16 protein-coding genes and 1 pseudogene are annotated in these 17,110 nt (G+C 59.1%); 11 read left to right on the top strand and 6 right to left on the bottom strand.

Features of this window, described 5'->3' with window-relative positions; translation table 11 throughout:
* Position 1 precedes the first annotated feature (1 nt).
* Entirely contained in the window at positions 2 to 1,477 is a 1,476-nt protein-coding gene (locus FBZ97_RS16790) for an NAD(P)H-hydrate dehydratase (protein ID WP_145320089.1), read from the bottom strand.
* 348 nt (positions 1,478 to 1,825) lie between these two features.
* Here FBZ97_RS16790 and FBZ97_RS16785 point away from each other — a divergent pair, with 348 nt between their 5' ends.
* From FBZ97_RS16785 to hspQ, 3 genes are all read left to right on the top strand, one after another.
* The gene (locus tag FBZ97_RS16785) at positions 1,826 to 2,164 is read left to right on the top strand and encodes a P-II family nitrogen regulator (RefSeq protein WP_015339877.1); all 339 of its coding nucleotides are present in this window, start codon (positions 1,826 to 1,828) and stop codon (positions 2,162 to 2,164) included.
* A gap of 64 nt (positions 2,165 to 2,228) precedes the next feature.
* On the top strand, positions 2,229 to 3,638 hold the full coding sequence (gene glnA, locus FBZ97_RS16780) for a type I glutamate--ammonia ligase (RefSeq protein ID WP_113333771.1): 1,410 nt from the start codon (positions 2,229 to 2,231) through the stop codon (positions 3,636 to 3,638).
* Positions 3,639 to 3,854: 216 nt separating this feature from the next.
* Positions 3,855 to 4,184: a heat shock protein HspQ gene (gene hspQ / locus FBZ97_RS16775; protein ID WP_069612159.1), complete on the top strand. Its 330-nt coding sequence runs from the start codon at positions 3,855 to 3,857 to the stop codon at positions 4,182 to 4,184.
* A gap of 151 nt (positions 4,185 to 4,335) precedes the next feature.
* On the opposite strand, the gene FBZ97_RS16770 is transcribed toward hspQ, so the two are convergent.
* Positions 4,336 to 4,995, bottom strand: coding sequence for an invasion associated locus B family protein (locus FBZ97_RS16770; RefSeq protein ID WP_069612158.1), 660 nt, complete (start codon positions 4,993 to 4,995; stop codon positions 4,336 to 4,338).
* Positions 4,996 to 5,259: 264 nt separating this feature from the next.
* Between FBZ97_RS16770 and FBZ97_RS16765 the strand changes: the two genes are divergently transcribed.
* Both FBZ97_RS16765 and FBZ97_RS16760 read left to right on the top strand, forming a co-directional pair.
* Positions 5,260 to 7,068: an extracellular solute-binding protein gene (locus FBZ97_RS16765; protein WP_145320091.1), complete on the top strand. Its 1,809-nt coding sequence runs from the start codon at positions 5,260 to 5,262 to the stop codon at positions 7,066 to 7,068.
* Positions 7,069 to 7,161: 93 nt separating this feature from the next.
* A complete protein-coding gene (locus tag FBZ97_RS16760) occupies positions 7,162 to 7,833 on the top strand; it encodes a DsbA family oxidoreductase (protein WP_069612156.1) in 672 nt (223 codons plus the stop codon).
* Between the two features lie 163 nt (positions 7,834 to 7,996).
* On the opposite strand, the gene FBZ97_RS16755 is transcribed toward FBZ97_RS16760, so the two are convergent.
* A complete protein-coding gene (locus tag FBZ97_RS16755) occupies positions 7,997 to 8,896 on the bottom strand; it encodes a LysR substrate-binding domain-containing protein (RefSeq protein ID WP_145320093.1) in 900 nt (299 codons plus the stop codon).
* A gap of 169 nt (positions 8,897 to 9,065) precedes the next feature.
* Between FBZ97_RS16755 and FBZ97_RS16750 the strand changes: the two genes are divergently transcribed.
* The 4 genes and pseudogenes from FBZ97_RS16750 to FBZ97_RS16735 all read left to right on the top strand — a co-directional run.
* Positions 9,066 to 9,611, top strand: coding sequence for a sugar ABC transporter (locus FBZ97_RS16750; protein WP_145320095.1), 546 nt, complete (start codon positions 9,066 to 9,068; stop codon positions 9,609 to 9,611).
* 6 nt (positions 9,612 to 9,617) lie between these two features.
* Entirely contained in the window at positions 9,618 to 9,944 is a 327-nt protein-coding gene (locus FBZ97_RS16745; RefSeq protein WP_145320097.1) for a hypothetical protein, read from the top strand.
* Between the two features lie 20 nt (positions 9,945 to 9,964).
* Positions 9,965 to 10,822: an MBL fold metallo-hydrolase gene (locus FBZ97_RS16740; RefSeq protein WP_145320099.1), complete on the top strand. Its 858-nt coding sequence runs from the start codon at positions 9,965 to 9,967 to the stop codon at positions 10,820 to 10,822.
* Positions 10,797 to 10,924: pseudogene (locus FBZ97_RS16735) on the top strand (disulfide bond formation protein DsbA); the annotation flags it as partial. The gene FBZ97_RS16740 and the pseudogene FBZ97_RS16735, both read left to right, overlap by 26 nt.
* A 93-nt stretch (positions 10,925 to 11,017) precedes the next feature.
* Here FBZ97_RS16735 and FBZ97_RS16730 read toward each other — a convergent pair.
* Positions 11,018 to 11,605, bottom strand: coding sequence for a TetR/AcrR family transcriptional regulator (locus FBZ97_RS16730; RefSeq protein WP_113333764.1), 588 nt, complete (start codon positions 11,603 to 11,605; stop codon positions 11,018 to 11,020).
* A 168-nt stretch (positions 11,606 to 11,773) separates the two neighbouring features.
* Between FBZ97_RS16730 and FBZ97_RS16725 the strand changes: the two genes are divergently transcribed.
* Positions 11,774 to 12,196 carry a RidA family protein gene (locus FBZ97_RS16725; protein WP_113352679.1) on the top strand — a complete coding sequence of 141 codons (423 nt, stop codon included), beginning with the start codon at positions 11,774 to 11,776 and terminating at the stop codon, positions 12,194 to 12,196.
* 151 nt (positions 12,197 to 12,347) lie between these two features.
* On the top strand, positions 12,348 to 13,262 hold the full coding sequence (gene ubiA / locus FBZ97_RS16720) for a 4-hydroxybenzoate octaprenyltransferase (protein ID WP_145320930.1): 915 nt from the start codon (positions 12,348 to 12,350) through the stop codon (positions 13,260 to 13,262).
* Between the two features lie 9 nt (positions 13,263 to 13,271).
* On the opposite strand, the gene mfd is transcribed toward ubiA, so the two are convergent.
* Positions 13,272 to 16,772, bottom strand: coding sequence for a transcription-repair coupling factor (mfd, locus tag FBZ97_RS16715; protein WP_145320101.1), 3,501 nt, complete (start codon positions 16,770 to 16,772; stop codon positions 13,272 to 13,274).
* Positions 16,769 to 17,083: a succinate dehydrogenase assembly factor 2 gene (locus FBZ97_RS16710; RefSeq protein WP_113333761.1), complete on the bottom strand. Its 315-nt coding sequence runs from the start codon at positions 17,081 to 17,083 to the stop codon at positions 16,769 to 16,771. The genes mfd and FBZ97_RS16710 overlap by 4 nt, the downstream gene beginning before the upstream one ends.
* Between the last annotated feature and the right edge of the window lie 27 nt (positions 17,084 to 17,110).

Raw genomic sequence — 17,110 nt, 5'->3', positions numbered from 1 at the left:
GCTATAGCGGTTTGACGGCTGCGACGAGGTCTTCGGCCGTCAGCCCCTTCCCGGCATGTTGACCGGCAAGACCATGCAGCCAGACGCCAGCGGCGGCCGCCTCGAAGGCCGGCGCCCCTTGCGCCATCAGGCCGCCGACAATGCCGGCAAGTACGTCGCCGGAGCCGGCGGTCGCAAGCCAGGGTGGCGCATTGGCGTTGATCAGTGCCCTGCCGTCCGGAGCGGCGATCACGCTATCGGCACCCTTGTAGATGATGGCGGCATGGGCTCTGGCGGCCGCCGCCCTCGCCTTATCGACCTTGCTCAAGCTTTCGTCCGCAGCGATATCGGGAAAGAGCCGACCGAACTCTCCCTCATGGGGTGTCAGCACCAAGCGTGTCGGTCCTTCGGCAAAGGCATCGAACAGCCGTTGCGGCTCGTCGCGAAATGAGGTGATGCCGTCGGCATCCAGCACCAGGTGGCGATCCGCGAGCGCGAGGCAGAATTGCCGCGCCTTTTCGCCGGCGCCGAAGCCAGGCCCAAGAATGAAGGTCGAAAGGCGTTTATCGGCAAGCCATTCGAGCAATGAGGCTTCATCCGCGATGGAATGCAGCATGATTGCCGTCAGCAGGCCGGCATTGACATCAAGCGCTTCCGGCGGCGAGGCGATGGTGACGAGCCCTGCCCCCGCCTTCAACCCAGCCATGGCCGACATGCGCGCGGCACCCGTCGCGTTCGGCCCGCCCGAGAAGACGACGAGATGGCCGCGCTTGTATTTGTGCGTCTCGACGCCCGCCGAAGGTATGGCCGCCTGCCACTGTGCCGGCTTGTTTTCGGCGAGCGAGCGGTCGGCGTGCGCGCGGACGATACGGTCGGGAATGCCGATGTCGAAGACCTCCAGCTCACCGCACAGATCGCGACCGGGCAAGAGAAGATGGCCCGGCTTGCGTGTCATGAAGGTCACCGTGCGCGCGGCGTGGAAGGCTGCACCGAGAACCTGACCGCTGCGACCATCGAGACCCGACGGAAGATCGACTGAAATCACGGGAATATCAGCAGCCGCGACGCGAGCGATAACGGCGGCCACGTCATCCGGAACCGGCCGCGACAGGCCCGCGCCGAAGATCGCATCGATCACGACGTCGCCAGCCAGTGGAACAAAGCCCCCGATCGTCTCGCCCTTGACCGGGCAATCAGCAAAAGCACTGATAGCATCGCCCTTGAGCCGCTGGGGATCGCCAAGATGGAAAAGCCGCACGTCGGCCCCGGCCTGTTTCAGCGCGCGCGCTGCCACATAGCCGTCGCCGCCGTTGTTTCCCGGCCCACAGAGAACGGCATATCGGACGGCTCCGGGAAAGTGCCGGAGCGCGACGGCAGCAACCGCCTGCCCTGCCTTCTCCATAAGCCCGTAGGAATCGATGCCGGATGCGGCTGCGGCGCGGTCGACGGCAGACATGGCGTCGGGGGTGAGGAGCAGATCGGTGAGCGGCAACATCATGGCGGATATTATAGATGCGAATTCTGCCTCAAAAACAACCGCTATTCCGGTGGCCATTTTGGTCGATAAATATGCATTTGCATAATAATTAAACAATAACATTCAAGGCCTTGCCGAAGCACAAACCTGCGGCGCGTGGCTCTTTTTTGCGAAATTTTGCTTATCCCACGCATTTCCGCGCGAAATCGCTTCCATTTTTCCGAAAAATCCTCATCAATTCATCGTCTCGGTGCGAATTCGCCGAGATTTTTTACAGCGGTCCGTCCTCAATTGGCATGGTACGTGCATTACGTTGGCCGAGCGGGGAGTAGTCCTGCTGTATCAGGAGAAGCGGAGAGACATTTTCTCATGAAAAAGATCGAAGCGATCATTAAGCCCTTCAAGCTCGACGAAGTGAAGGAAGCCCTTCAGGAAGTCGGCCTGCAGGGTATCACCGTCACGGAAGCGAAGGGCTTCGGTCGTCAGAAGGGCCATACGGAACTTTACCGTGGCGCCGAATACGTCGTCGACTTCCTGCCGAAGGTGAAGGTCGAAGTTGTATTGGCGGACGAAAATGCGGAAGCGGTGATCGAGGCCATACGCAAGGCTGCGCAAACAGGCCGTATCGGCGACGGAAAGATTTTCGTTTCCAACGTGGAAGAAGTCATTCGAATCCGCACCGGCGAAACGGGCATCGACGCCATTTAATCTGCCCGGCCTATTCTCGGCCGCGGCTCGTTTAATCGTCATCTAAGTCAAGGGAAGTAATTTAATGACGACCGCAAGCGAAATTTTGAAACAAATCAAGGATAACGACGTCAAGTTCGTCGACCTGCGCTTTACGGATCCGAAGGGCAAGCTCCAGCACCTGACCATGGATGTGATCTGTGTCGACGAAGACATGTTCGCCGACGGCGTCATGTTCGACGGCTCCTCGATTGCCGGTTGGAAGGCCATCAACGAATCCGACATGGTGCTGATGCCCGATCCGGATACGGTTCATATGGACCCGTTCTTCGCGCAGTCCACCATGGTCATCCTTTGCGATATCCTCGATCCTGTCTCCGGCGAAGCCTATAACCGCGACCCGCGCGGCACCGCCAAAAAGGCGGAAGCCTATCTCAAGGCCTCCGGCATCGGCGACACCGCCTTCTTCGGCCCGGAAGCCGAATTCTTCGTCTTCGACGACGTCAAGTACAAGGCCGATCCATACAATACCGGCTTCAAGCTCGATTCCAGCGAGCTGCCGTCCAACGACGACACCGATTACGAAACGGGCAACCTCGGCCACCGTCCGCGTATCAAGGGCGGCTACTTCCCGGTCCCGCCGATCGATAGCTGCCAGGACATGCGCTCGGAAATGCTGACGGTTCTCGCCGAAATGGGCGTCGTCGTCGAAAAGCATCACCACGAAGTCGCAGCCGCCCAGCACGAGCTCGGCATCAAGTTCGACACGCTGGTACGCAACGCCGACAAGATGCAGATCTACAAATATGTCGTGCATCAGGTCGCCAATGCCTATGGCAAGACGGCAACCTTCATGCCGAAGCCGATCTTCGGCGACAACGGCTCGGGCATGCACGTTCATCAGTCGATCTGGAAAGGCGGCAAGCCGACCTTCGCCGGCGACGAATATGCAGGCCTGTCCGAAAGCTGCCTCTATTACATCGGCGGCATCATCAAGCATGCCAAGGCCATCAATGCCTTCACCAACCCGTCGACGAACTCCTACAAGCGTCTCGTCCCGGGCTATGAAGCTCCGGTTCTGCTCGCCTATTCCGCGCGCAACCGCTCCGCTTCCTGCCGCATTCCGTTCGGCTCGAACCCGAAGGCAAAGCGCGTCGAAGTCCGCTTCCCTGACCCGACCGCCAACCCCTATCTCGGCTTCGCAGCCATGCTGATGGCCGGGCTCGACGGCATCAAGAACAAGATCCATCCCGGCAAGGCCATGGACAAGGATCTCTACGATCTGCCGCCGAAGGAGCTGAAGAAGATCCCGACAGTGTGCGGCTCGCTGCGCGAAGCGCTGGAAAGCCTGGACAAGGACCGCAAGTTCCTGACCGCTGGCGGCGTTTTCGACGACGACCAGATCGATGCCTTCATCGAACTGAAGATGCAGGAAGTCATGCGTTTCGAAATGACCCCGCATCCGGTCGAATACGACATGTACTACTCGGTCTGATATCGGACACGAAAGCCCCGGCCTGCCGGGGCTTTCTCCATGATCGGGAAGCCGGTGGCAGGTCTCCCGCCCGATAGCGTCTTCGCATTGAGCGATCACATGCTGCTCGACCAAATAACTCGGGCCGAATGTGACAGTTCGATGAAGGAATGGGGGCAAAATCCTTGATATCAGTGGTGAAAGTCACCACATGATTGCTTGAAAGGAAGTCGTGCCATGAAACAACGAAACGCAAAATTCAATATTGGCGACGTGGTTCGACACCGGATGTTCCCCTTCCGCGGTGTCATCTTCGATGTCGATCCGGAATTCGCAAATACAGAGGAATGGTGGAATTCCATTCCCGCGGAAGTGCGTCCCGATAAGGACCAGCCCTTCTATCACCTTCTCGCCGAAAACGACGAGACGGAATATGTCGCATACGTGTCGGAGCAGAACCTCATCAACGATGAGAGCGGCGTTCCCTTACGCAATCCGCAGGTCGCTCAGATCTTCGACCAGGCCCCGACCGGGCAGCTCAAGCCCAAGATGAGCTTCGCCCATTAAACACGTGTAAAACCTATCCTATTCGAAAGGGAATGCGCTCCCAACGCCTTCCCTTTTTATTTGGCTTCCGAGCATCGGATATGGCCATTAGAGCAAAGAAAAAGCCCGGATCACTCCGGGCTTTTTCTCATGAAACGAGACTATCGTCAGCTTACTGCTGCTTGGCAGCCTTCTGCGCATCTTCGAGCTTCTTGCGTGCTTCTTCAGCCTTCTTCTGCATGCTGTCCTGCAGGCTCTTCTGGCTTTCGGCAAGCTTCGAATCGGAGATCGCCGGACCGTCATAAGCGGCACCGAAACCGGTCAGCGAGATCTTGATCGGGTTCGGAGCGCGGCGGAAGTTCACAGAGGTGAAGGTGACGTCGGTGCCCTTCTTCAATGAAGCGACCATCGCGTCCGTCACGGGAACTTCCGCGGTGCACTTGTCCGGAAGGCAGACGGCATAGTCGAGCTTCTGGCCCTTGCCGCCATCGACCTGCATGGTGATGCCGGGCGGGATCAGGCGGGCGGTCGGAACCGAGATCTGCAGGATCTTTCGGTTGACCTTGCCATCGACGGAGATGAGGCCGACAGCCGTCACGAGCTGGCCGTTGTTTGCCATGATCAAATTCTGGACGATGCAGATATCGGCATCGTCCTGCTTGGTGCAGGTCTTGTACCAGCCCAGACGCGGCTGGTTGGGATCACCGCCGCCATCAGCGGGAGCTGCGTTGGACGCGTCCTGCGCGAAAGCGGCAGCCGGCATGGCCGCGCCAATCATGAGAGCCAGAGCAGAGAGACCTGCCCGCATTTTGTTGTCAGTCTTGAACATCATAGCGAAACCGCCTCCTGAAATCCGCTTCGGGACGACAGCACGCCGTCCCATGCAATTCGGGTCAAACCGTCGTCCACCTGTCGAATGAATAAGGCAAATACATGACCCGAGAAACCCGGCACCCCTGTTACATCGCACTGGCACGGATATCCAGCTTTTCTTTGGCCTTTTCTGCCAAGTCCTAAGATTTCCGCAGTCGCGTGTTGAATTCGGCACGCTCATGATAATGTTCGGCCGAATCGTACCCTTCCCGGAAAGGATGCCATGCAAGCGCTCCGGATCGCTGCCCTCCTGTTCTTCGCAACCTTGTGCAACGCCGCGGCGGCTCAGCCGCTTTACGGCATCGCCATGCACGGAGATCCGGCACTGCCGGCGGACTTCAAGCATTTCCCCTACGTCAATCCGGATGTCAAAAAGGGCGGCCGCGTCAGCTATGGCGTCGTCGGCACCTTCGACAATCTCAATCCCTTCATTCTGAAAAGCATGCGCACGACCGCACGCGGCATGTGGGACCCGGAATATGGCAATCTCGTTTACGAGTCTCTTATGCAACGCTCAAGCGACGAGCCCTTCACCCTTTACGGATTGTTGGCGCAGACGGTCGAATGGGACGACAATCGCAGCTTCATCCAGTTCAACCTCAATCCGAAGGCCCGATGGTCGGACGGGCAGCCAGTGACGCCGGAAGATGTAATCTTCACTTTCCAGCTTCTGCGAGACAAGGGGCGCCCCAACCTTTCATCTCCGCTGAAAGGAGTCGGTGGGATGGAGAAGGTCAACGAACATAGCGTGCGGATCCATTTCAATGAGGCGGCGAATCGCGAAACGCCGCTAATCATTGCCATGTTGCCGATCCTGCCGAAACACGTCATCGATGTGGATAATTTCGATCGAACAACGCTCGCCATTCCCGTCGGCTCTGGACCCTATAAAATCAAGAGCATCGATCCGGGCCAGCGTATCATCTATCAGCGCGATCCCAGCTATTGGGGCAAGGACATTCCCACAAAAATCGGTATCGACAACTACGACGAGATATCCGTCACCTATTTTCTGCAAGAAACCAGCCTATTCGAAGCTTTCAAGAAGGGCGATATCGACGTTTATCCCGACGGCAGCCCAGGTCATTGGCAGCGAGCCTATGATTTCCCGGCCGTAAGTTCCGGTGCGGTCGTGAAGGAGACATTTAAGCCGAAGTTGCCGAGCGGCATGATGGGCTTTGTTTTCAATACGCGTCGGCCGATCTTTGCCGACAAGAATGTGCGTAAAGGCCTGACGCTTGTCTTCGATTTCGAATGGTTCAACCGCAATCTTGCCTCCAGCGCCTATACGCGCACCGAGAGCTACTGGCAGAACTCAGACCTCTCCTCCTTCGGTGTACCGGCCGATGTCAATGAGCTAGCCATGCTCGGCCCTATCAAGGACCACATCGACCCCGACGTGCTCGACGGTACTTATAAGCTTCCCGTCAGCGACGGTTCCGGGCGCGACCGAAAGATCCTGCGCAAGGCCGTCAATTTCCTCAAGCAGGGTGGCTACACGATCAAGGGCGAGCGTATGGTCGACAGCACCGGTCGCCAGCTCAGTTTCGAGATCATGACGCAGAATGCAGATCAAGAGCGTATCGCCATCGCTTATCAACGTTCCCTAGCGCTTCTTGGCATATCCGTCACGATCCGCACGGTCGACGATTCCCAATATCAGTTGCGGACGGGAAACTACGATTACGACATGATCCTGAAAGCTTATCCCTCATCGCTATCGCCCGGCACTGAGCAGCTTGGGCGATGGGGATCGGCAGCCGCCAAGGCGGCAGGCAGCTTCAATTACGCCGGTGTTGCCAGTCCCGATGTCGACACACTGATGGAACATTTTCTGACGGCCCATTCAGCCGAGGATTTCCGCGACGCGGTGCGCTCCTTCGACCGTATCCTGATCTCCGGTTATTACATGGTGCCGCTCTACCATATCGGCCAGCAATGGGTAGCGCGGCGGAGCCACATCGCCCGTCCAGACGTGCTACCGCTTTACGGCTATCAATTGTCGACCTGGTGGGACGCCTCGGCGCAATAGCGTCGCAAGGGTTCCCTTTCGGTAACCGGTTGAAGCCATCGGTGCAAAGGCCTAGATGGAGGGGAACAGCCCAAAAACCGAAAGGATGAAACCATGGAACGCATCACGATTGACATCGTCTCGGACGTCGTCTGCCCATGGTGCTATCTCGGCAAGGCCCGCCTGGAGCTGGCGATTGCCGAGGTACAGGACGAAGTAGGCGTCGATCTCAACTGGCGACCCTATCGGCTCAATCCCGACTATCCGCCAGAGGGCGTTGACCAGAAGAAGGCGCTCGAGCAAAAGCTCGGCGGCGCGGAACGCGTCGCGCAGGGCCACAAGATGCTGACCGAGCTCGGCCGCGAAGTGGGCATCAAGTTCGATTTCGATGCCATCAAGATCGGCCCGAACACGCTCGACGCACATCGCCTCATCCATTGGTCCGTCACCGAAAGCCGCGAAAAGCAGGACAAGGTGGTGGATGCTCTCTTCAAGGCGAATTTCGAGCAAGGTCGCAATGTTGGCGACCACGCGGTGCTGCTCGACATTGCCGAAGAAGCCGGGCTTGACCGTTCGGTCATATCAACGCTGCTTGCCTCCGATGCGGACCGCGATCTCATCATCAGCGAAATCGACGCCGCCCAGAAGATCGGCGTCAACGGCGTGCCCTTCTTCATCTTCGACCAGCAATATGCCGTCAGCGGCGCCCAGACGCCGGACGTGCTTGCCGGTGCGCTGCGCGATATCGCCAAGATGAAGGCGGAAGCGCGCGCGGGGATGAATTGATCAAGATCCACAGAGGCGCCATTCTGGAGGGAATGGCGTCGGCCAGACGTTTTTCGCGTTTTTGCTGAAACGATTTCAAAACGGCTAGCCCCGCCGCTGCAAAAACCCGAAAACCAATACCGCGTTAGTCCGGATATTCTCGAGGCCTATAAATCCACGGCCGTCAGATCGTTATATTCGCCGACCGCGATTCCACGAGGAGCCAATTCGCAAAATCCTGGATCGGACCGTCGCTCAATCGGATCGGCTCCGGCAGGATGAGACAGAAGGTCTTGGAGATCGACTGACCATCGGGCCATGGCGCAACGAGGCGACCTTCTGCCAACTCCGCCTCGACATAGAGACGTGGCACCAGGGCGACGCCCAGTCCAGCGAGCGCAGCTTCAATCAGCATGACGTGAAGATCGTAACGCGGGCCAATCGCAGGATTGGTCAGCACAATCCCGGCCTCCTGCGCATAGCGTTGCCAGGCGTCCGGGTTCTGGCGTCGATGAAGGCGCGGCAGTTCATCGAGAGTTGGTGGCACTTTCGCGCTACCGAGAAGCGTCGGATGGCAAACCGGAACCAACGTCTCCTGCAACAGCCGATGCGTTCTCATTCCAGTCCAGGCAGGGTGATCGAAATGGATCGCTGCATCAAACCCGCTTCCAGCAAGGACAAAAGGCTCCATCCGTTCGGCGAGATGCACGATAATATTCGGGTGCTTTTCGCGGAACCGCCCAAGACGGGGAATAAGCCAGCGCGTGGCGAAGGTCGGGATGGTGGCGATATCGATATTCGCGCCGCCATTGGGCTGCCCCATCAGATATTGACTGTCGCGCTCCAGCCGATCCAGTGACTCGCGAACCTGTACGGCATAGCGCTCTCCATTCGGCAAGAGCCGAACACGATTACCGACCCGCTCGAACAGCGTGACACCGAGAAAGGCTTCGAGCCGGCTTATCTGGCGGCTGATCGCTCCTTCGGTCAGGGCCAACTCTTCGGCAGCGCGAACGAAGCTTCCATGGCGAGCCGACGCCTCGAACGCCAGGAGCGCAGAATTGCTTGGAATTTTGCGGCGCATGGGCGGCTCCCGACGTGATGGTTCGGCACTCGAACGGCTGCTGCCTTGACATTTGATCACTAAACCATGAGCCGATATCGATATATCAGCGACGAATGGCGCTCTATCATGATCAAATATCAATGAGAAACAAGACCGAAAGCCGGTGCTTGCAGTTAAAGGTGATACGATGATCTACACGGTAGAATGCAGCTTTGCCGATCCAGCCAGCGAAACGGAGTGGAACGACTTCTATAGCCTGGATAAGCTCCCAGCCCTGATTTCGGTGAGTGGCTTTCACACCTCGCAGCGCTTTAAGGCAATCAGACGCGGTTGCCCGGTTTATCTTGCCATGCATTCGATCGATGGCCTCGATATTCTGACGGGTGAGGAATATCGCCAAAAGGGTGGTGGAAATTTTGCGCGCTGGCAGCAGCACATCACTGATTGGCACCGAAACCTTTATGATGGCATCGAGCGAGCGCCGGCAATCGGTGAAGACGAATATCTGGTGCTAAGCGCCCATGGCCCCGAGCCCCTCACCCGCCTAGACCTCACCCCGTCCGCAATGCATGCGGTGGCAATGGAGAAGCTCCCGGAGCACCGTTGGCTCGCCAAGGTGAAGCGCTCCGCGATTGCAGACATTCGGCATCTTCCCGGGGATGTTCATGTCTACGAACCGATGACGACACAATTGACGAGTGGCAAGAATGCCGCCTCCGAGACAGCGCGGTAGGTTCTGATGCCGAACGTCACAATCTTCATCCCCGCAGAAAGCATGCCGGGCGACGAAGCACTTGCCGATCTCACGGAGCAATGCACCGAACTTTGCACGGGCATCCTTCGAGCTGCATTGGCCAACGTGCATGTCATCTATGTCGCTGTCCGCTCCGGCCGAGGGCATCAGGTCTTTGCAGACATCCGATATCGCCTTGAACCCTTTCGCGCGCCGGCGGTCATGGATCGCTTCATGCAAGGCCTGGATGACGCCATCAAATATAAGCTCGCCCTCACCGCGCGCATCCGTTGCTTCGGCTATGGAGCCGCATGCCTCTACGCGCGAAACTGAGCGGCTGGTTGGAGATAACAATGACTAATCCAGCGTTTCCCAGCCAGCAGGTTGGCGACTTAACAATTACCGCCATCAGCGACGGCTACCTTGCTGCCAGCCTCGACCTTCTCTCGAATATCGACCCGACAGATGCTTCTCGAATGCAGGCGAAGACGAGGATCGAGGATCCCGCCTCGATTCATATCAACTGCTACATGGTGCGTAGTGGCGGCCGCACGGCCCTGATCGACGCGGGAGCGGGCGGTTTCAAACAATGGGGTGGCCGGCTGGAAACCAATCTCGCTCTGGCCGGCATCCAGCCTCTGGATATCGACACGATCCTGCTGACACATGCCCATCCGGATCATATCGGAGGGCTGATGAACGCTTGCGGAGACGCCACCTTCCCGAACGCCGAGCTTGTTGTCCACAATCGCGAAATCGCCTTCTGGCAGGATGACGGCAATTTGAGCCGAGCGCCGGAGCGCGCCCGCGGCAACTTTCTCCTCGCGCGTCGAGCGTTCGACGGCTATCACGGCAGGCTGCGCTCTTTCGATGCCGGTGAGGTGCTTCCCGGCATCACTGCGGAGCCACTTCCCGGCCATACCCCGGGGCACACGGGCTATCGTCTCAATTCCGACGGCAAGAATCTGTTGGTCTGGGGAGATATTGTCCACTTTCCCTCGATCCAGATTGCACGACCGGATGTATCGATCGCCTTTGATCAGGATCCACATCTGGCAGCATCGACGCGATCAAGGCTATTGGATCTCGTCAGCTCGGAGCGGCTGTTGATCGCCGGTATGCACCTGGGCGAACTCGGCTTTGCGCATATCGAGCGAATGACCGGAGCCTACGGCGTTACTTATGCGGGACCTCATTATCAGCAAAATTGAGGCCGCTCAAAAGATCAGCAATATGCCGTCAGCGGTGCCAAGACGCCGGACATGCCTGCCGGTGCGCTGTGCGATATCGCCAAGATGAAGGCGGAAGCGCGCGGGGATGAACTAAACGGGCTTCCGCTTTTCGATCAGAGCCGCGAGGGCTTCCGCGAATCGCCCATCGCGGAAGCAGCTGAGCCATAACCGGCATCAGGTCTTTGCCAGCAGTCCCGAAGCCATCGTCCGGAAGGCCTCTATCGCCTTGGGCAGCACCTCCGTCGGATTATCGCTGGCAGCAACCCAGAGAGCGGCATTCAGCGCTGCGCCGGAAATGAGCCGGGCTGCCGCCTCGGCATCGACCGGTTTGACCACCTCTTGTTCCAGAAGCTTTGACACCGTCTGCCGGGTCCCCGCGAGGCAGCTATTCTGACTTGGCCATTTCGAGGGATCGCCCAAAACAGCCGGCCCGTCGAGCAGGACGATGCGCTGGACCTCCGGATCGAGCGCCATCTTGATGTAGGCCTCGCCTTCCGCAAGCAGTCCTTGCCAGTCACCGTCCGCCTGTGCGCCGATCTCCTTCGCCCGCAGCGCCATCTCATTGTCGATCTGATCGACGACTGCGGCGAGTAATCCGCGCTTGTCGCCGAAATTGTGGTAGAGCGCGCCCCTCGTCAGACCGACATCCGCCGTCAACTCATCCATTGAAGCCGCCGCAAACCCTTTCTCCGCGAAAGCTTTCCGCGCAGCGGCAATCAGCTTGGTGCGATTTTCTTCCATTGTTTCCAGGCGCTTTGCCATATCACTCTCAAATTTCATATACGTTTCGTATTTGAAATATTGACATACGTCGCGCATATCAATATTTCACATACGCACCGTATATCAAACGAGACGGCGGTTTGGAAGCCTCGCGCGAGCTTGCGTCCTTCCCATCTTTTCAGATCAACGCGAATGAGAGCCGACACCATGACGACACGCAATGCAATTTTCCCGAAGAACAGACATGCGCTTTATGAGGAGCACGGCTATTCCGCCGCAATCCGTTCCGGCGACCTGCTGTTCGTCTCCGGTCAAGTCGGTAGCCGTGCGGATGGAAGCCCAGAGCCGGATTTCGAAAAACAGGTCGAACTCGCCTTCGACAATCTGAGAGCAACCTTGGAAGCCGCAGGCTGCACCTTCGACGACATCATCGATGTCACCACGTTTCACACCGATCCGGAGCGGCAGTTCGGCGCTATCATGACCGTCAAGAACCGGATCTTCACCGAAAAGCCCTATCCGAACTGGACGGCGGTTGGCGTCAACTGGCTGGCGGGCTTCGATTTTGAGATCAAGGTCATCGCGCGCATTCCAGATGCTGGGGAGAAGCGTAAGCCGCAGGCGGCTTGAGGGTATGGTCGGATTTCGGCCCGCAGCGGAAAATAGCCGTCGCGAGCCGGACGTGGCCTCAAAGCTAGATTGACGCAGCCGCACTTCCAGCCGTTGCGAGATGTGGGGAAGTCGCTATTTTTCTTCGTCGATGAAACCGCGGATTTCGATGATGAACGTTTCCACCCGCCCCGATCTGAGCGATATAACACTGGGAGACTGGGTGGACCGCCGTTTGCCCGCGGCGTTGAGACCCTACACGCGACTTGCGCGGCTGGACCGGCCCGTTGGCATTTGGCTCACGCTTTTTCCCTGCTGGGCAGCGCTCATCCAAGCATCACACGGTTTTCCAGAACTCAGACAGCTGGCCATCTTCTCGTTGGGCGCATTGTTGATGAGAAGCGCAGGCTCGACCGTCAATGACATTGCCGATCGAAAGTTTGATGGGCATGTCGAGCGCACACGCTTTCGGCCATTGGCGAGCGGACAGATCGGCGTGCCCCAGGCACTCATATTCCTGGCGGTGGAACTCGCATTGGCCGCTTCGCTCCTCCTCTTCCTGACACCCTACACACGCGTTATCGCCATCTGCGTTCTACCGCTTGTCTTTGTCTATCCGCTCTGCAAGCGCTTCACTTATTGGCCCCAGGCTATTCTCGGCGCGGCATTCAACTGGGGGATGCTGATGGCCTGGTCGGAAGTCACAGGCACAATTCCGGTCGGGGCCGTTCTGATGTGGCTGGGGGCTATCGCCTGGCAGATCGGCTACGATACCGTCTACGCCTATGTCGACGTTCGCGACGATACGCGACTGGGCTTGAAATCGACCGCCATCCTGTTCGGCTCGCGCGGCAAGGCATGTATCGGCTTGTTCTATGCCATTGCCGTCGCTGCATGGTCCGCCGGTGGTTGGCTGACGGGCATGTCATTGCCCTATGTGGTCGGAATGCTCGTCATAGCCGTGCATCTCGGCTGGCAGACCTGGCGCCTCGATCTTTCACGCCCCGAGGTCAATTACCGGCTGTTTCTGGCGAATATTCTTACAGGCATACTATTGGCCGCAGCATCCTTTGCTGGATCGCTGTAAGCGGAATAACTACTTCGCCAGCTCCGCCAGCTGCGTCATGACCACAGCCGCGCCTTGCAGTCGCTTCTCCGGTGTCGGCAGATCGCGGGTCAGGAAGACGCTCTGATCGGGGCGGATCTTGGCCATTGTGCCCTGCTTGGCGATGTAGCCGACGAGGTTGGCGGGGTTGGGGAATTCCTTGTTGCGGAACTGAACGACGACGCCCTTCGGGCCGGCGTCGAGCTTCTCGACATTGGCGATGCGGCAGAGCGACTTGATGTAGACGATCTTGAGGAGATGCTGCACCTCCATCGGCAAGGGGCCGAAACGATCGATCATTTCGGCACCGAAACTGTCGATTTCTTTCAGCTCGGTAATCTCGCCGAGGCGGCGATAGAGCGCCATGCGCAGATGCAGGTCCGGCACGTAGTCGTCGGGAATCATGACAGGCGTGCCGACGGAGATCTGCGGCGACCAGCCGGTATCCTGGATCTCATCGACGCCCTTGACCTCGGCGACAGCCTCTTCGAGCATCTGCTGGTAGAGCTCGAAACCCACTTCCTTGATATGGCCTGACTGCTCCTCGCCGAGCAGATTGCCGGCGCCGCGGATGTCGAGATCGTGGCTTGCCAGCTGGAAGCCGGCACCGAGCGTGTCCAGAGACTGCAGCACCTTGAGCCGGCGCTCCGCCGTCGTCGTCAGTACCTTGTTGACCGGCAGGGTGAAGAGCGCAAAGGCGCGGACCTTGGAGCGACCGACGCGGCCGCGCAGCTGATAGAGCTGGGCAAGGCCGAACATATCGGCGCGGTGGACGATCAGCGTATTGGCCGTCGGCACGTCGAGGCCGGATTCGACGATGGTCGTTGAGAGCAGCACGTCATAGCGGCCTTCATAGAAGGCGTTCATGATGTCTTCCAGCTCGCCGGCCGGCATCTGGCCGTGCGCGACCGCCACCTTCAGCTCCGGCACATCGGATTGCAGGAAGGCGTGGATATCGGCAAGATCGGCGAGACGCGGACAGACATAGAAGCTCTGACCGCCGCGATAATGCTCGCGCATCAGCGTTTCGCGGATCACGAGCGAATCGAAAGGCGAGATGAAGGTGCGCACGGCCATGCGGTCGACCGGCGGCGTGGTGATGAGCGACAGTTCGCGCACACCCGTCATCGCCAGCTGCAGCGTGCGCGGGATCGGCGTCGCCGAAAGCGTCAGCACATGCACGTCGCTCTTCAGTTCCTTCAGACGCTCTTTGTGCTTCACGCCGAAATGCTGCTCTTCATCGATAATGAGCAGGCCGAGATTGGCAAACTGGATGCCGGCGCCGAGCAGTGCATGCGTGCCGACGACGATATCGGTCTTGCCTTCCGCCACTTCCTTCTTGGTCAGCGCCAGATCCTTGGCGCCCACCAGGCGGGATGCCTGCTGCACGCGGATCGGCAGGCCGCGGAAACGCTCGGAGAAGGTCTTGAAATGCTGCCGGGCAAGCAGGGTCGTCGGCACGACGACAGCGACCTGCACGCCGTTCATGGCAGCGACGAAGGCTGCGCGAAGCGCCACTTCCGTCTTGCCGAAACCGACGTCGCCGCAGACGAGGCGGTCCATCGGCCGGCCGGCACCAAGATCCTCGCGCACCGCCTCGATGGCGTTCATCTGGTCGTCGGTCTCATCATAGGGGAAGCGCGCGGCGAATTCGTCGTAGAGCCCTTCGGGTGAGGTCAGCACCGGCGCATGGCGCGTCAGGCGCTCGGCCGCAACACGGATCAAGTCACCAGCGATATCCAGAAGGCGCTTCTTGAGCTTCGCCTTGCGCATCTGCCATGCGCCGCCGCCGAGCTTGTCAAGCTGCGCCTCGGTGCCCTCGCCGCCAAAGCGCGAGAGCAGATCGATGTTTTCGACCGGCAGGAACAGTTTGGCATCGTCGGCATATTGCAGCTCAAGGCAGGCATGCGGCGCGCCGGCGGCCTCGATGGTCCTGAGGCCAACGAAACGGCCGATGCCATGCTCGGCGTGAACGACAATCGAGCCTTCGTCCAAGCCTGCCACTTCCGAGATGAAGTCGGCGGCGCGCTTTCGGCGCTTGGAACGGCGCACCATGCGGTCGCCGAGAATATCCTGCTCGCCGATGACGATGAGATCACCGGCCTCGAAACCGGCTTCGAGGCTGAGCACGGCGGCAGCCGCCTCACCCTTCGCCAGGCCGTCAAGGTCCTTGAAAGCCTCGACCGTCTTGACGCGTGCCAGCCCATGTTCGGAGAGCACCTGCAGGAGTCGATCGAGCGAGCCTTCGGTCCAGGCGGAGATGAGCACCTTGCCACCTGCCGCCCGCTTGTCAGCGATATGCTTGACCACGGCGTCAAAGACGTTGATGCGCTCGCTGTCGGCGCCATCGGTGGCGGAGCGTGCCCAGCGTGGGCCCTGACGGGCATCAAGCTCGATGACGCGACGCGCTTCACCCTCGTGTTCGTTGAAGGGCGAGATGCGGATGGCGCCGAAGGCGTCGAGCGCATTGCCGAAGGCCTTGCCATCGAGATAGAGCTGACCCGGCGTGACCGGTTTATAGGGCGTGCCCTGCGCCATCTGTCCCTTGGTCTGCTGGCCGGAATTCAGGCGGGCATCGTAATAATCGAAGACGAGCTTGGAGCGCTCCTCGGCCGCCTCGCGCACGGTGTGATCCGTGACCAAGCGGAAGCCCTTGAGATAGTCGAAAACCGTCTCAAGCTTCTCATAGAAGAGCGGCAGCCAATGTTCCATACCGGCGTATCGCCGACCTTCGGATACGGCGAGATAGAGCGCATCATCGCGCGTAGCGGCGCCAAAGGCGGAGAGATAGCTCTTGCGGAAGCGGCTGATCGTATCCGGCGTCAGCGTCACTTCGCTCATCGGATTGAGATCGAGCGAACGCACCTGCCCAGTTGTACGCTGGTTTGCCGGATCGAAGCTACGGATGCTTTCCAACGTATCGCCGAAGAAATCCAGGCGCACCGGCTCTTCCGTGCCGGGAACGAAGACGTCGAGAATGCCGCCGCGCACCGCATATTCACCGACCTCACGTACCGTTGCGACGCGATCGAAACCGTTGCGCTCCAGGCGGGCCGCGATGTCGTCCATCCGGACCTGATTGCCGGGACGGGCCGAGAACGCCAGGCTCTCGATAATATCTTGCGGTGCCACCTTCTGCAGCATGGCGTTGACGGTCACCAGCACGATGGCTGCATGCGGCTTGCGATGATGCGCGATCAGGCCGGACAAAGCCGCCAAGCGCCGCGCCGAGGTGTCGGAGCTTGGGGAAACGCGGTCGTAGGGAAGGCAATCCCAGGCCGGCAGGGTGAGTACCGGGATTTCGGGCGCGATGAAGCCGAGCATCTGTTCGACATCGGCCATGTGCTGGCCGTCAGACATGACATAGGCAATCGGTTGGCCGGCCTTTGCCATTTCGGCAATCAGGAACGGCTCCAGGCCAGCCGGAACATGACCGATCGTCATCGGCTCGCTGGCGGCGAGCAGCTTCTTCGCGTCGAAACCGGGGATCATTTCGTCAATCCGAACCTTTCGGCGATCTCTTCGAAATCGGGCTTGTAGGAGGCCAAGCGCTCAAAGAGAGGCGTCTGCAAATGCTGCGGCGTCGGCTGGCTGCCGAGAATCCATTTGAGGAGATCGTTGTCCTCTTCAGCCATGATGCGCTCAAGCTCGTCGAGATCGGCCTCGGAAAGGCCTGGCAGCTCATTATCGGCAAACTGGCCGAAGACCAGATCCATCTCGCGGATGCCGCGATGCCAGCAACGGAAAAGGATGCGCCGACGGCGAGGATCGAGATCGGCACTGCTGAGGGTCAGCCCAGTCATCAAAAACACCTTTATGTTGATGCGTCT

Source organism: Rhizobium sp. ERR 942, from assembly GCF_007828395.1.
Taxonomy (GTDB): domain Bacteria; phylum Pseudomonadota; class Alphaproteobacteria; order Rhizobiales; family Rhizobiaceae; genus Rhizobium; species Rhizobium dioscoreae.
This window is presented reverse-complemented; position numbering and strand designations above follow the sequence as displayed.